General features: G+C 45.9%; 13 protein-coding genes. 4 read left to right on the top strand and 9 right to left on the bottom strand.

Annotated features, from left to right (window positions below; all coding sequences use genetic code 11):
* Positions 1-97 precede the first annotated feature (97 nt).
* Positions 98-1,653 (top strand): IS3 family transposase gene (locus CEQ32_RS15215; RefSeq protein WP_088213182.1). Its coding sequence is split into 2 segments (ribosomal slippage): positions 98-560 and positions 560-1,653, totalling 1,557 coding nucleotides; the frame shifts between segments, so codons are not numbered across the junction.
* Between the two features lie 107 nt (positions 1,654-1,760).
* Positions 1,761-3,335, top strand: a complete 1,575-nt coding sequence (locus tag CEQ32_RS15210; protein WP_088586344.1) for a hypothetical protein — start codon at positions 1,761-1,763, stop codon at positions 3,333-3,335.
* A gap of 72 nt (positions 3,336-3,407) precedes the next feature.
* On the opposite strand, the gene CEQ32_RS15205 is transcribed toward CEQ32_RS15210, so the two are convergent.
* From CEQ32_RS15205 to CEQ32_RS15180, 6 genes are all read right to left on the bottom strand, one after another.
* Entirely contained in the window at positions 3,408-6,551 is a 3,144-nt protein-coding gene (locus CEQ32_RS15205; RefSeq protein ID WP_088586343.1) for an efflux RND transporter permease subunit, read from the bottom strand.
* Between the two features lie 9 nt (positions 6,552-6,560).
* Positions 6,561-8,051, bottom strand: coding sequence for an efflux RND transporter periplasmic adaptor subunit (locus CEQ32_RS15200; RefSeq protein WP_088586342.1), 1,491 nt, complete (start codon positions 8,049-8,051; stop codon positions 6,561-6,563).
* 21 nt (positions 8,052-8,072) lie between these two features.
* Entirely contained in the window at positions 8,073-8,333 is a 261-nt protein-coding gene (locus CEQ32_RS15195; protein ID WP_047537912.1) for a heavy metal-binding domain-containing protein, read from the bottom strand.
* Between the two features lie 219 nt (positions 8,334-8,552).
* Complete coding sequence (locus tag CEQ32_RS15190) at positions 8,553-8,993, bottom strand: hypothetical protein (RefSeq protein ID WP_047537915.1); 441 nt, start codon at positions 8,991-8,993, stop codon at positions 8,553-8,555.
* Between the two features lie 107 nt (positions 8,994-9,100).
* Positions 9,101-9,556: a DUF2057 family protein gene (locus CEQ32_RS15185; RefSeq protein WP_088586341.1), complete on the bottom strand. Its 456-nt coding sequence runs from the start codon at positions 9,554-9,556 to the stop codon at positions 9,101-9,103.
* 90 nt (positions 9,557-9,646) lie between these two features.
* The gene (locus CEQ32_RS15180; RefSeq protein ID WP_047537921.1) at positions 9,647-10,009 is read right to left on the bottom strand and encodes a hypothetical protein; all 363 of its coding nucleotides are present in this window, start codon (positions 10,007-10,009) and stop codon (positions 9,647-9,649) included.
* Between the two features lie 410 nt (positions 10,010-10,419).
* Between CEQ32_RS15180 and cymA the strand changes: the two genes are divergently transcribed.
* Entirely contained in the window at positions 10,420-10,983 is a 564-nt protein-coding gene (cymA, locus tag CEQ32_RS15175) for a NapC/NirT family cytochrome c CymA (protein ID WP_037423641.1), read from the top strand.
* Positions 10,984-11,052: 69 nt separating this feature from the next.
* On the opposite strand, the gene CEQ32_RS15170 is transcribed toward cymA, so the two are convergent.
* Positions 11,053-11,589: a cysteine hydrolase family protein gene (locus CEQ32_RS15170; protein WP_088586340.1), complete on the bottom strand. Its 537-nt coding sequence runs from the start codon at positions 11,587-11,589 to the stop codon at positions 11,053-11,055.
* Between the two features lie 96 nt (positions 11,590-11,685).
* Between CEQ32_RS15170 and CEQ32_RS15165 the strand changes: the two genes are divergently transcribed.
* A complete protein-coding gene (locus CEQ32_RS15165) occupies positions 11,686-12,687 on the top strand; it encodes a GlxA family transcriptional regulator (protein WP_226871925.1) in 1,002 nt (333 codons plus the stop codon).
* Here the strand turns inward: CEQ32_RS15165 and CEQ32_RS15160 are convergent.
* Positions 12,644-12,916 carry a DUF1145 domain-containing protein gene (locus CEQ32_RS15160; protein ID WP_088586339.1) on the bottom strand — a complete coding sequence of 91 codons (273 nt, stop codon included), beginning with the start codon at positions 12,914-12,916 and terminating at the stop codon, positions 12,644-12,646. The genes CEQ32_RS15165 and CEQ32_RS15160 overlap by 44 nt on opposite strands.
* A 1-nt stretch (position 12,917) precedes the next feature.
* Positions 12,918-13,565: a 16S rRNA (guanine(966)-N(2))-methyltransferase RsmD gene (gene rsmD / locus CEQ32_RS15155; RefSeq protein WP_088586338.1), complete on the bottom strand. Its 648-nt coding sequence runs from the start codon at positions 13,563-13,565 to the stop codon at positions 12,918-12,920.
* Positions 13,566-13,620 lie beyond the last annotated feature (55 nt).

The following is a 13,620-nucleotide window of genomic DNA, read 5'->3' as shown; positions in this document are numbered from 1 at the left end:
GTAAACATCAGTGTCATTAGGGCCCCCTGTGTCAGGATTGTTGTCACCCCTAAATAATCATTATTTTTAAAGACAGGGTGCGGCAAAAGAGAACAAAATGGCTCGGTATTCACCAGAACGTAAAGAGGCGATCCTTAAAAAATTATTACCGCCTCACAATTTAACGGTCGCAGAGGTTGCTCGGGAAGAAGGCATTGCGGTGCAAACCTTGTATCATTGGCGGGATATTGCCAGAAAAGAAGGTCGCCCCGTGCCAGGTAAAACATTAACAGCCGATGATTGGTCAGCTGAAGCCAAACTTGCCGTGATTATTGAAACTGCTCCGCTATCAGAAGCAGAAATAAGCCAGTATTGTCGTGAAAAAGGCTTGTACCGCGAACAAGTACAACAGTGGAAGTTGGAGTGCTTGTCTGGTTTTCAAACCTCAGAAGTACAAACTAAAACCATTAAACAGCAGGCCAAGGCTGACAAAGCCGAAATCAAATCGCTGCAACGGGAATTGCGCTACAAAGAGAAAGCGTTGGCAGAAGCTGCCGCATTACTGGTGCTCAGAAAAAAGCTCAATGCGCTCTGGGGGGACGACAGCGAGGAGAGCTAACCCCCTTGCCTGAGCGCATAGCATTGATTGCCTTAATTCAAGAGGCCTATACCAATGGTGCTCGCCTTTATAAGGCTTGTGCTGAAACGGGCCTCAGTAAGCGTACCTATCGACGTTGGTATCGAGAAGGTCAAGTACAAGCTGATTTAAGGCCGACAGCGGCTCGTCCAGAGCCCGCCAATAAACTCGAAGAACATGAGCGACAACAGATATTAAGTGTGTGTAATCAAGCGGAGTACGCCAGCTTACCCCCGTCGCAAATTGTGCCAACATTATTAGATAACGGGATTTATATCGCTTCGGAATCCAGCTTCTACAGAGTGTTAAATGCTCATGGTCAACTTAACCATCGTGGTCGCACTCAGGCTGCTGTTAATCGAAGCAAACCGTTAAGTTATCGGGCAGATGGGCCGAATCAAGTGTGGTCGTGGGACATCACTTATTTGGCTTCAACCGTCAAAGGCCAGTTTTATTATCTGTACATGTTTGAAGATATTTACAGTAGAAAAATAGTGGGTTACGAAGTTCACGAACAAGAATGCGGTGAGTACGCCGCCGCGCTAATCCAACGCTGCATGTTACGCGAACAATGTTTTAATACGCCATTAGTGCTGCACTCTGATAATGGGGCGCCGATGAAGTCATTGACCATGAAAGCCAAGCTAGAAGAACTCGGTATTACGGCATCATTAAGTCGGCCGCGGGTGAGTAACGACAACCCCTTTTCAGAGTCGTTATTTAAAACCTTAAAATACCGACCACAGTGGCCTGCATCAGGTTTTAGCAGCTTAGCAACAGCAAGAGAATGGGTGGAAAAGTTTGTAACCTGGTACAACGATGAACATAAACACAGCCAGCTCAATTTTGTCTCACCAGGACAACGTCATGCTCAGCTAGATAACGCTATTTTAGCCAAGCGTAAGGAAGTGCTTGAAGCGGCAAAGGCAAGAAGACCGACGCGCTGGTCTAAAGACGTGAGAAATTGTGAGGCAGTTGGGCCCGTGACCCTAAACCCAGATAAAGCACCAATAGAAGGGGTAATAAATGCAGCTTAATATTTAAGCAAAGAGTGACAACTACCTTGAAAAACACCGAGGGTGTCATGCATTCGACTTATATTCGGGTTTTATTGCTAAAACTTTTGAATATAAAGAGGTTATTCATGCATAAGGTCATAAATCTCAATGTTGTTTTATTATCGTCTCTAGTAGTGCTATCTGGTTGTAATTCTGACTCTGATAAGACTGATCCTACACCCATTGAGCCCAGTGGGCGTTGGCTAAAAGGTGACTTACACGTTCACACTGCGGTTTCGCAGGATGCTCGTGAAACCCAGTCTGATATTCTGAAATGGGCCTTTGGTGACTTCGGTTTAGACTATGTTTCATTATCAAATCATATGCGTAACAACAGTCAAGATAATGATGATAACGACGTCGGTGGGTTACTGTTTTACGATGCGTTAACTCAGTATGAAATTCCCGGTTTAAAGAAGAACATGCCTAACTATGAGGGCAAGATTGCTTATTCAAGTTTTGAGTGGGATATGCCAACCCATGAGCACTTTAACATTGGTATTTTAGGTGATGAAGCCAAAGTTCTTTCTGCGGTTAAGACCTTTGAGTACAGATTTAGTAGTAAAAATGATATTACGAACTTTGATCCAAAAGATGTTGCTGCATGGACTGCTGCGGGAGATACCCGTCAAAATAAGACTCACGAGGATGCTATTGCTGCTTTGAAGTGGTTAGAGACTCATTATCCAGATAGCAGCTACGGGATGCTAAATCATCCTCGTCGTTATTTATCCAGTTATACGATTCAAGATGTTAGAGAGCTGAACGATGTTGCTCCGAATGTTTTCTTTATGGTTGAAGGTCTTGTCGGTGGCCAGTTCAGTGGTAACCGTGGTGACTATGGTGAGCGTAGTAGTGGTGTGTACGGCGGCGTCGATCCGGTTGTTGCTGAGGTCGGTGGCTGGTGGGATGCATTATTGGGTGAAGGTCGTCGAATTTGGAACATGGGTAACTCGGATATCCACTTCAAAACACGTACTCCCTACGCTAGTAGTTATTATCCCGGTGAATATGCGAAAAGTTACACTTGGGTCGATGGCAAAGATACTACAGCGCTTTTGAAGGGATTACGCTCGGGCAATAGCTTTTCTGTGTTTGGTGATTTGATCGATGCTTTGGATTTTAAGCTTGAAAATGGCAATAAGAATAGTGTCACCATGGGACAAACTTTAGTGGCTAAACCTGGCGATAAGTTAACACTCACTATTCGCTTTAAAAGTCCGGCGTTGAATAATAAAGAGTCCGATATAGGTAATGAAATTTATGCTGGAATTAACCCTGGTGTAAACCACATAGACTTGATTGCGGGTAACGTGGGTCAGCGTGCTGAGCCTGGGACCGCGGCTTACAGAAAAGAAACAAACGATTCAACCTTAGTCGTTAAAACCTTTACTCGTGCCGACTGGCATAAAGATGCCGATGGCTACTACAGTATGAGTTACAGTTTTATCGCGGATCGGTATCAATATTTCCGTCTGCGTGGGACTAATTTAGATTATAACCAAGCTAATCTGACGGAAAGAGGTAATCCTTTGAAGTCAGCTGTGATTAATCAAGCTGAAGGTGAATCGGTACAGTCTTGGTATAACAAGATTAATGATCGTAACTATAACGACCTGTGGTTCTATTCTAACCCTGTGTTTGTTAACACGGTTCAATAACCCCTTTTAAATGCGGTTGAATAAAAATCCCCCAGACTATTATGGTTTGGGGGATTTTTTATGCCTGTACTATCAGTGAACTGCGTCTTGCTTTAATTTACGCGAGTAAATGAGAAGATACAGTGCCGGCAGTACAAACAACGACAGTATTGGTGCTGTCACCATTCCACCGACCATAGGGGCGGCGATTTTTTGCATCACATCGTTACCCGAACCTGCGCCCCACATAATGGGGAGTAGGCCGAAGAAGATGGTGGCAACTGTCATCGCTTTAGGACGTATCCGCATGACCGCACCTTCTATCAAGGCTTCTTTTAAGTCTTCAACGCTGTGGTAAAGGTTTTTCTCCAGTCGATGTTTGATGGCGTTATTTAAATAGACCAACATAATCACCCCAAATTCTGCTGCTACCCCAGCAAGGGCAATCATACCAACAGCGACGGCAACAGAGATGTTGTAATCCAGTAGATACAATAGCCAAGTGCTGCCGACTAAGGCAAAGGGTAGACTCAGCATGATCATGCTCGCTTGCATGGTAGAGCCAAAGGTCATCATCAGTAGGATAAAGATGACCCCTAATGCCATTGGGATGACTTGCTTTAGTTTGGCGTCGACCCGCTGCATATACTCGTACTGGCCCGCAAAGCTGTAGCTATAACGGGGCGGCATTTTGAGTTCGGCATTTAAAGCTTGCTTCGCGGTGTTAATGTATTCCCCAATAGAAGTGCCCTCAATATCGATAAATACCCAAGAGATTAAGCGCCCGTTTTCGCTGGTGAGCATTGGTGCACCATCGGTGATTTCGATATCGGCTAAATTGCGAAGTGGTAAGTAATTTCCCGATTTAGTGATCACAGGTAATTCACGCAGTTTCTCGATATTGTCACGCAGCTCTCTTGGATAGCGCAGGTTAATAGGGTAACGCTCAGCACCTTGTACGGACTCGCCAATATCCATACCACCGATGGCGTAACGCACTACATCCTGAATATCTTGTAATGACATACCATAACGAGCGGCAACATCCAGTTTTGGCGTAATGTCGATGTAGCGTCCACCACCACTCCGTTCTGCATAGGCCGATTTAGTGTGTGGGACCTTGCTTAAGATAGCCTCAATTTTGGTGCCTAGGGCTTGCAGCTCATTGACATCTGCACCGGTAATTTTAATGCCCACGGGGGTTTTAATGCCCGTTGATAGCATATCGATACGTGTCTTAATCGGTTGTACCCAAGCGTTTGTGAGGCCAGGCACTTTTACCGTCTGCTGTAACTGATTAATGATGCCATCTAAGGTCATGCCTTCACGCCATTCGTTGTGGGGTTTTAGCATGATTGTGGTTTCGAGCATGGTGAGTGGCGCAGGATCTGTCGCCGTTTCGGCCCGCCCCACCTTACCAAATACGCGAGCGACTTCAGGGACGGTTTTAATCAAACGATCCGTCTGTTGTAGCACTTCGGCGGCTTTGCTGGCGCTAATGCCTGGCAATGCCGTTGGCATATAGAGTAAATCGCCTTCTTCGAGCGCAGGCATAAACTCGCTGCCCATACGTGTCATGGGATACCAAGCACTGGCCAGTGCCATTAAAGCAATTAGTAGGGTTACTTTTGGAAACTTCAGCACCAGTTTCAACGACGGTTGATACAGAGCAATTAGCACTCGGCTGATGGGATTACTGCGCTCGCTAGGAATTTTTCCACGAATAAAGTAACCCATCAGAATTGGCACTAGCGTAATGGATAATAATGCCGCTGCCGCCATGGCAAAGGTTTTAGTGTAAGCCAGTGGCGCAAATAAGCGTCCTTCCTGCGCTTCTAGCGCAAATACGGGTACAAAACTTAAGGTGATAATAATCAGTGAGAAAAACAGTGCAGGACCCACTTCGATAGAAGCTGCGCTAACAATTTCCCAGTGTTCTTTAACCGACGGTTCGCGTTGATGTTCGGTTTTAAAGTGCTCTAAATGTTTGTGCAGGTTTTCGATCATGACGATCGCACCATCTACTACGGCACCGATGGCAATAGCGATGCCACCAAGACTCATAATATTGGCATTCACCCCCATTTTATTCATCACAATAAAGGCAATAAGAATCGACAGCGGTAAAGTAATCACCGCGACCAATGTTGAGCGTGCATGCAGTAAAAATAATAGGCAAACCAAGCCCACTACCAACATTTCTTCAATGACTTTGCTGAATAGGTTGTCGACAGACTTTTGAATTAATTGAGAGCGGTCATAGGTTGGAATGATTTCCACCCCTTCAGGCAGACCTGTTTTTAACTCTTCCAGTTTAGCTTTAACCGCATCGATAGTGGAAAGTGCGTTTTCACCGTACCGCATCACCACAATGCCGCCCACGACTTCGCCTTCGCCATCAAGCTCGGCAATACCGCGGCGAGCAGCGGGGCCTTTGCGCACGGTAGCGACATCTTTGAGTAGTAAAGCTGTTCCGGAAGGGCTAGTAATCCCTAATGGGATTTCACGAAAATCAGCTAATGTTTGACGATAACCCTTGGCGCGCACCATATATTCGGCTTCGGCCATTTCGACCACTGAACCACCAGCTTCGCTATTGGCTCTTTCTATCGCCTCTTTGACGGTAGCTATATCGAGTTTATAGATCGCCATATTGTCTGGCTCGAGCACGATCTGATAGGTCTGCTCCATACCGCCGACGGTTGCGACTTCGGAGACACCGGCAACACTTTGCAACTCGAGTTTGAGATACCAATCCTGTAGGCTTTTAAGTTGCGAGAGGTCTAAGTTGCCGGAGCGATCGACCAGCGCGTACTCAAACACCCAGCCCACACCTGAGGCATCAGGGCCGAGTGAGGGTTGTACCCCTTGAGGTAAGCGACTGCTGATCTGGCTTAAATACTCCAACACCCGCGAACGTGCCCAATAGATATCGGTGCCATCTTCGAAGATCACATACACATAAGAGTCACCAAACATCGAGAAACCCCGCACGGTTTTTGCACCGGGTACGGCTAACATGGCAGTCGATAATGGGTAAGTCACTTGTTCTTCAACCAGTTTTGGTGCTTGCCCTGGATAAGGGGTCTTAATGATCACCTGCACGTCGGATAAATCCGGCAGGGCATCGAGCGGCGTTTTACGCAACTCCTGCACGCCCCAGACAGTAACCATGATGGCGATAATTAACACCATAAGTCTTTGTCTGATCGAGGACTCGATAATATATTTCAACATAATGCGCTCCTAGTGCTGATGACCGCTGCTTAAACGCATTAGGCTGCCCTTGAGGCTGGCCTCGGAGTCGAGCAGGAATTGCCCTGAGGTGACGACACGTTCACCTTCGCTTAGGCCCGAGACTATCTCTGCCTTGCCTTGGCTCATCATGCCTACTCTCACGGCTTTTGCGATAAAGCTGTCATCGGCTTGTTTGACTATTACGCGGTTTTCTTTACCCGTTTGGATGAGCGCTTCCTGTGGGATCACGAGTACATCCTTATTTGGGCCGCCAAAGAGCGAAACCTTAGCGAGTGTCTTGGGTCTTAAAGAGACATCGGTATTATTCAGTACCACGCGCACTCTCAAACTACGGGTAACAGGGTCTAGCTCGGGATAGATATAGTCAACCGTGCCTTCTATACCGTTGATATTCATCGCGGGCACAGAGACTTCGGCTTTTTGCCCAACCTTAATCCAGCTTTGTTCATTTTCAAACACATCGGCGATGACCCATACCTTAGAAAGATCGACCAATGACATGACTTCAGTAGAAGGCTCAATATACATACCGTCACGGATGGAGAGTGTTTCGACAACACCTTCCTGTTGTGCGTAAAACGGTACTCGATATTGGGTTTGGCGTGAGCTGGCTAATTGTTTGATTTGTTGTTCGTTAAACCCTAAGAACGACAGCCTTAAGCCTGCCCTGCGAACCAGATCTTGGTATCTTTGGCTACCGGAGGTTTTCGCTGTATCTAAGGCGAGCAGATAATCATCCTGAGCATTGACTAAATCGGGTGAGTAGATCTCATAAAGTAGCTGCCCCTTTTTGACGGTATCCCCCATGGATTTAACCATTAGCTTTTCAACCCAGCCAGTAACGCGGGCATGAATATGGCTGATCTGGCTCTCGTCATAGTCTATTTGACCCACGGTTTCGACAAACTTCCATAGGGTATCGCGCTCAACGTTGGCGACTTTAAGGGCAAGTGCTTGTTGCATACCGCCAGAGACATTAATGTTAATTTCCTGCGTATTACCGCCTGTTTCGACCTTCTCTAAATTCATCCCACAAATAGGGCAAGTACCTGGAAAATCACTAATGATGTGGGCATGCATTGGGCACACATACTTAATCGTTGCGCCAGAATTTTGATTTTTGACTAAGTTATTGGCTTTAGGCGTTGGAGTATCAAACACTTGAGCCGCGTTGGCGTTTTGTGTATGTGCTTGATGTTCGTCATGTTGTGCAGTATTGCTTGTTTCTTCCTTCTCAACGAGGAACATATTGCACTTAGGGCAGCGGCCGGGTTCATGGCTTTCTACTTCAGGGTGCATAGGGCAAGTATATGTTTTGACTTGATTGGCGCTATTGCTGTTATGCTGATGCCCCGCCTCTGATTGAGCCGCAGGATCAACAAGCTGAGCCTGGGTTAACCAAGGAGTGCCCAGCAGAAGGCTACTGAGTATCAACACAGCCTTAGTACACGGTTTTTTTACTTTGTAAAATTGGTTCATATGCCTCATCTCCAGCCTAGCTTAGTGGTGCGCGTGATCTTTGTGCATTGCACCGTCAGCCATTTTTTCTGTCGTCGCTTTAGGCTCTAAATTCATGCCACATTTAGGGCAAGTATCGCCTTTGTTGCCTGTAACTTCGGGATGCATTGGGCAAACATAGGCTACAGCTTGTTCCTGTGGCGCGGCATTGTTGTGGTGATGCTCATGGGGTGTTGCTGTAGCAAACACACTGGTGCTGGTCATTAAAAATGCAACTAAGGCAAGATTAGTTAAGGTTTTCATATTATTCACTCCATCGGGTTTTAGGGCCGAATATGAGTGCATAAAACGTGATTGAGCTTATTTCTTGAGTGCATACTCAAAACTAATGCCATGGGTAGCATCGTGCACAGTCAACGTTTTAGCTTTACTCTGGGTGCTTGAGAAGAGGGCACCACAATAAACGGCAAAATAAATAGTTAGCTTGGTTTGCCCTGAAAAAAGGGCACAATGAGGCTAGGACTAGGCTATCGGTGGCTTGAAGGCCGACGATAAAGAGATAGAGTGGAAATGAGGCATAGGAGTGGCCATAGGGGTATCACTCAGACTCACACTTGGCCAAAGATGTGGACTGAAAAGCGTACCAGCAACTGAGATCGTCAAGCAATGTCCACAATCGTTAAGACAGGACGTGGTGCCATTACAACAATGCTGTTTTGCGCCGGGAAGCATTTGATCGTTACAGCAATTTGTATTGGCCATTGCACTGGCGTCAGCGTGGTGCTCGGTGTTCATTTGCATCATTGCCGCGTGATCCATTCCTTGGTTGGAAAGGCTATGAACCATAGCGCCCATTTCCATTGAGCGCATCACCATAGCGTGTCCATTAGACACAACACCTTGCCCGACCAATGCGAGTAAAGTGAATATGACTAATAAATAACGACTAAGTGTTTGATGCATAATAATTCCAGATAATGAACGCTTGGATTCTAGCACAGAGGCATTATGCTGCAATGCGTTAACTCACATTTTAGTTAATGCCTCAGCTCATCGCTCCTAAGGTTGGATTATCTAGCGACCTGATTTTGTAAGATCTCTGCCATTAACTGACTGTGATTTTGCAAGACGAGTGGCAGTGGTGTGGCACCATCTACACTGAGCTGTATATGAGGGTTATTGATAAAACGTTTGGCATCAGCCTCGCTAGTTAATGTTGGAGTGCTGATCTGGTAATTCGACTGTGGTGCAACATCTAGGGTAAAGAATAGAGGCTCAGACTTCACCCAAGTGCCACTGTCATCGGCGCGATAACTGAATAGATCTTGATATTTTACTTCAATTAGCACTTTACCTTCAGGTAGTTGTACTGGTTTAAAGGATTTAGTTGCTTGGCCATTAATGCTGACCACATTGAGTGTATCAGTGCCTTTCAAGGTCGCAGCACTCGCCGTCATGCTGATAGCAATAGTACTGATGATGAATGTAACGCCAACGAAAATTTTACTAAATAAGGTCGTTTTCATAATAAACTCCAAAATTTGCGTGATCGCGTGAGCGCCAAATCGTGGTGGCAGCTTCGCGAGCGATTGAATCGATTTAATGATTAAGATCGGTTACAGCAAATCGGAGTTGGGTGGTGGTGTGGTCAACCCAAGGTCGGCGGTTTGAATCGCCCAGCTTTTGTTCGTAATACGATTACTAGCATGACTCATCAACGCGAGTTGTGGTTGTGATGTTGAGAGGTAAAGCTGTGCAACGCAATGAGTTTTGCAATGGTTGGTAAGAGAGTCTTGGCAATGCAACATGCATTCGTCTGGGGGGCAATCGGGCATAGTGCAATTTATTTTGCCATCAACCATTTGCATGCTGGATATATCGTGAAAGTCATTCATCGCTGAAGTTGGCATAGCATTCACCATCGCCGACTGAGCGATAAGTGAAAATAACAGTGCTATGGTAATCCAAAACTTAGCCATAAAAAAACCGTTGCCAATGTACCTACTCTTAAAGACCAACAAATTGCATAAAAAGTTTCATTTTGAGTTTAGTTTTAGGCGTCAGGCTTTTATAGCAAAGGTTAAATGTCGTCTTGATCACATTTTTGTATTCTAAAAATGATTTCATTGCCTTAGCTTCTTAAGGTAGTACTTAATCATTTGTCGCTTAGCATAATGATGAATGTATTAGTGAGAGTTGAAGTACCCTAATGCTCTGCTAAGCTGGTTTTAGCGAGTCGTATTATTCAGAGTTAGAGCTAAGTCTCATTTTGCGCTTTTAAGTTTACATTAATCGGCATTTTAGGCTTGAAATCAAATTTCTAATAAATGAAAAAATATAAAATAGTCTTATAAAAACTAATTTTGACCATATTTTCGGAGATAGAGTGATGAACTGGCGTGCACTATTTAAACCCAGCGCGAAATATTCCATCCTAGCGCTACTGGTTGTTGGTATCGTTATTGGTGTTGTGGGCTACTTTGCAACCCAACAAACCTTACATGCGACGAGTGAAGACGCATTCTGTATGAGCTGCCATAGCAACCACTCATTGAAAAATGAAGTGTTAGCTTCTGCCCATGGCGGTGGCCGTGCTGGTGTGACCGTACAATGTCAAGACTGCCACTTACCACATGCTCCAGTGGATTACTTGATCAAGAAAATCATCGTATCTAAGGACTTATACGGTTTCTTAACTATCGATGGCTTTAACACTCAAGCTTGGTTAGACGAAAACCGCAAAGAGCAAGCTGACAAAGCTTTAGCTTACTTCCGTGGTAATGACTCTGCTAACTGTCAACATTGCCATACTCGCATTTATGAAAATCAACCTGAAACAATGAAGCCAATGGCTGTGAGAATGCACACCAACAACTTCAAGAAAGATCCTGAAGCAAGAAAGACCTGCGTGGACTGCCACAAAGGTGTTGCTCACCCCTATCCAAAAGGATAAGGTTTAGCGCTTCAATAGCTTGATATTAAAATAAAAAGCCCTCTTTCGAGGGCTTTTTGCTTTCTCGTCTTATAAGTCTTGGCTATTGATTAATGCCACTCTGCGGGACAAGGCGCTTAGCGAAATTTGATGCACCATTTGCGTGGGAGCTGTGCAGGCATCGGCAATCACTTGCACTGAATAGGCTTGTGCCGCGGGTGATAGCGCTGTATGGGTCACGCAGTTTTGAGTCATGATACCGCATAAGAGTAAATGCTTGATTTGCATATCTTGGAGTAAGTTGGCTAGCTCTGTGCCATCGAAACTGTCGGCAAATTGTTTTACCACAATTGGGGCATTGGGTAGCTCAGCTAAAAGCGCTGGATGGATTTCAACTCCTTGAGTGTGTGGGTTAAAAAAGGGGGCGTCACCCTGAGCAGTATCGGCGATATGCTGCACGAGAATAATCGGTATCGCCTGTTGCTGAGCACGCTGCACTGAGTGCAAGGTGCGCGCTAATGCTTCATCGACTTGCCATTGTGGGTAAGCCCCATGGGGAAAGTAGTCATTCTGCACATCAATAATCACTAAGGCGCTGTTCACTGGGATCTGGTTTAAGCTCGACATATTATTCTCCTGTTCGTTTCTCTTGCAAAAGATGTCTTCGAAGGAGAGTTTGCGGTAGATTCATTGCCATTAAGAGTGGCAGAAATGACATCTTTGGTGCTTAAATTGACAAAATTTGCCGAGCCATCCCCATTAAAAGTGGCGATATTAGCCATACCCGGTTGTTTAACTTCGGCCGTATTTGGCTTAGAAGAGATGTTGCTGGTGGCTAACAAGCTGATGTTAGCTGACGAAAATAAATCACTAGGCTCAAGCAGTTTTGCAGTGACTCGGTTATCCCTAGAAGAGATGAGTCTCGAAGAGTGCTATCAGTTAGTGATTATCCCGCCGAGCATAGAAACTGAGTCTTACTTCAATGCGGCGCCTTCATTGCGATTATGGTTACAGCAGCAACATGCCCAAGGCGCTATCCTCTGCTCCGCCTGTGCGGGAGCATTTGTGCTGGCCGCCGCGGGGTTACTCGATGGCCGCAAAGCGACAACCCATTGGGGATTAGTGGAAGCGTTTGAGACCCAATATCCACAGGTGAAACTCGAGATCGAAAAAATCATGGTTAACGAGGGCGATATCATCACGGCTGCTGGCATGATGTCCTGGCTCGACTTGGGGCTAGAGTTAGTCGCGCAGTTTTGCCATGTGAAAGTCATGCGCCAACTGGGTAAGTACCTTGTTATCGATACTGGTGGGCGTGAACAGCGTTATTACCAACAGTTTTTACCTAAACGAGATCATGGGGATGCTGTGATCTTGGGTCTGCAAAATCGCCTACAAACCGACTATGGTGAGCCGATGAGTGTTGCGGTTTTGGCGCAGCAGTGCTGTATGGGCGAGCGAACTTTTTTGCGACGTTTTGTGAAAGCGACAGGGCATAAGCCTAATGAATACCTACAAAAACTCAGGATCCAAAAGGCCTGTGACTTACTCGAAAATAGTTCTCTGAGTTTCGAGACCATAGCGCACCAAGTTGGCTATGAGGATGTGAGCGCCTGTCGCAAAGTGTTTACCCGTATTACCGGTTTAACACCGAGTGCCTTTCGACAAAGGTTTAGTGCGCTTACGCCTGCGCCAACACCTGTCGACGATAGCTCAATAAACTAAATACGCCGAAGATAAACACTTGCAAATAATCTTGTTTGCGCAGTGTCAGCAGATTTTTAAACAGCATATGGAAGATGGCGACTTGGAAGCAATGCATCAAGCAAGTAATGCCGAGCAAGATATTGAGAATAATGCCGATATTGTCTGCAAAAGGCATAACAAGGTTATAAGCCATCATCAGCCACGCGATTAGGGTAATGGCTTTGCCCATATTGATCAGAAACGACATGCTATTCCTCGGTGTTAGTCGGAGAGTCTTCGGCTTGGTATTGATATAAGCGATAGCTAACTTGTCCTGCGGTTTTGTCTTTGAGCGGTTGCCAAGTCGCAGGGACTGCCATTTGAGTTAATTCCGACTCAACCTCCACATAAATGAGCGCACCATCATTAAGCCAACCTTGGCTGTCCAACAGTTGAATGGTTTTTTCTGCTAAGCCTTTGCGGAAAGGCGGATCGATAAACACCACATCAAACCCTTGCTCGCAGCCATTTTGCAGCACGACTAAGGTATCGGCGTTGAGTACCTCGGCATTGTCGCACTTGAGGGTATTGAGATTCGCTTTAAGTTGCATGGCAGCAGGACGTTGCAACTCGATAATCTTGGCGTAACTGGCATAGCGTGAGAGGGACTCAAGCGCCAAGGCGCCGCTGCCTCCGAAGCAGTCGAGCACCCTTGCGTGGGCAATATCATTGGCAAGCCAGTTAAACAGGGTTTCACGGACTCTATCTGTGGTCGGCCGCAGGCCGTCTAAATCATGGATGGGCAGTTTGCGCGAACGCCATTGCCCGGCAATGATCCGGACTTGGCCACTACCGGCTTTCTTGTTGGCCGTTTGACTCTTGGTCACTTGCTTGTTGTTTGCACGATTATTAGCCAAAGTGCCCCCGTGATTTTGCCTGAAGAAAGAAAGTGGTAGACTATGCCACCTTAAT

Source organism: Shewanella sp. FDAARGOS_354, from assembly GCF_002209245.2.
Taxonomy (GTDB): Bacteria; Pseudomonadota; Gammaproteobacteria; order Enterobacterales; family Shewanellaceae; genus Shewanella; species Shewanella xiamenensis.
The sequence above is the reverse complement of the archived record's forward strand: the minus strand, read 5'-3'. Positions and strand labels throughout refer to the sequence as shown.

Excerpts from the sequence above, each read along its gene's own strand:
- CEQ32_RS15200 (WP_088586342.1), bottom strand. The coding sequence starts at position 8,051 with ATGAACCAATTTTACAAAGTAAAAAAACCGTGTACTAAGGCTGTGTTG.
- CEQ32_RS15195 (WP_047537912.1), bottom strand. The coding sequence starts at position 8,333 with ATGAAAACCTTAACTAATCTTGCCTTAGTTGCATTTTTAATGACCAGC.
- CEQ32_RS15160 (WP_088586339.1), bottom strand. The coding sequence starts at position 12,916 with ATGTCGTTTCTGATCAATATGGGCAAAGCCATTACCCTAATCGCGTGG.
- CEQ32_RS15190 (WP_047537915.1), bottom strand. The coding sequence starts at position 8,993 with ATGCATCAAACACTTAGTCGTTATTTATTAGTCATATTCACTTTACTC.
- CEQ32_RS15180 (WP_047537921.1), bottom strand. The coding sequence starts at position 10,009 with ATGGCTAAGTTTTGGATTACCATAGCACTGTTATTTTCACTTATCGCT.
- CEQ32_RS15210 (WP_088586344.1), top strand. The coding sequence starts at position 1,761 with ATGCATAAGGTCATAAATCTCAATGTTGTTTTATTATCGTCTCTAGTA.
- CEQ32_RS15170 (WP_088586340.1), bottom strand. The coding sequence starts at position 11,589 with ATGTCGAGCTTAAACCAGATCCCAGTGAACAGCGCCTTAGTGATTATT.
- CEQ32_RS15205 (WP_088586343.1), bottom strand. The coding sequence starts at position 6,551 with ATGTTGAAATATATTATCGAGTCCTCGATCAGACAAAGACTTATGGTG.
- cymA (WP_037423641.1), top strand. The coding sequence starts at position 10,420 with ATGAACTGGCGTGCACTATTTAAACCCAGCGCGAAATATTCCATCCTA.
- CEQ32_RS15185 (WP_088586341.1), bottom strand. The coding sequence starts at position 9,556 with ATGAAAACGACCTTATTTAGTAAAATTTTCGTTGGCGTTACATTCATC.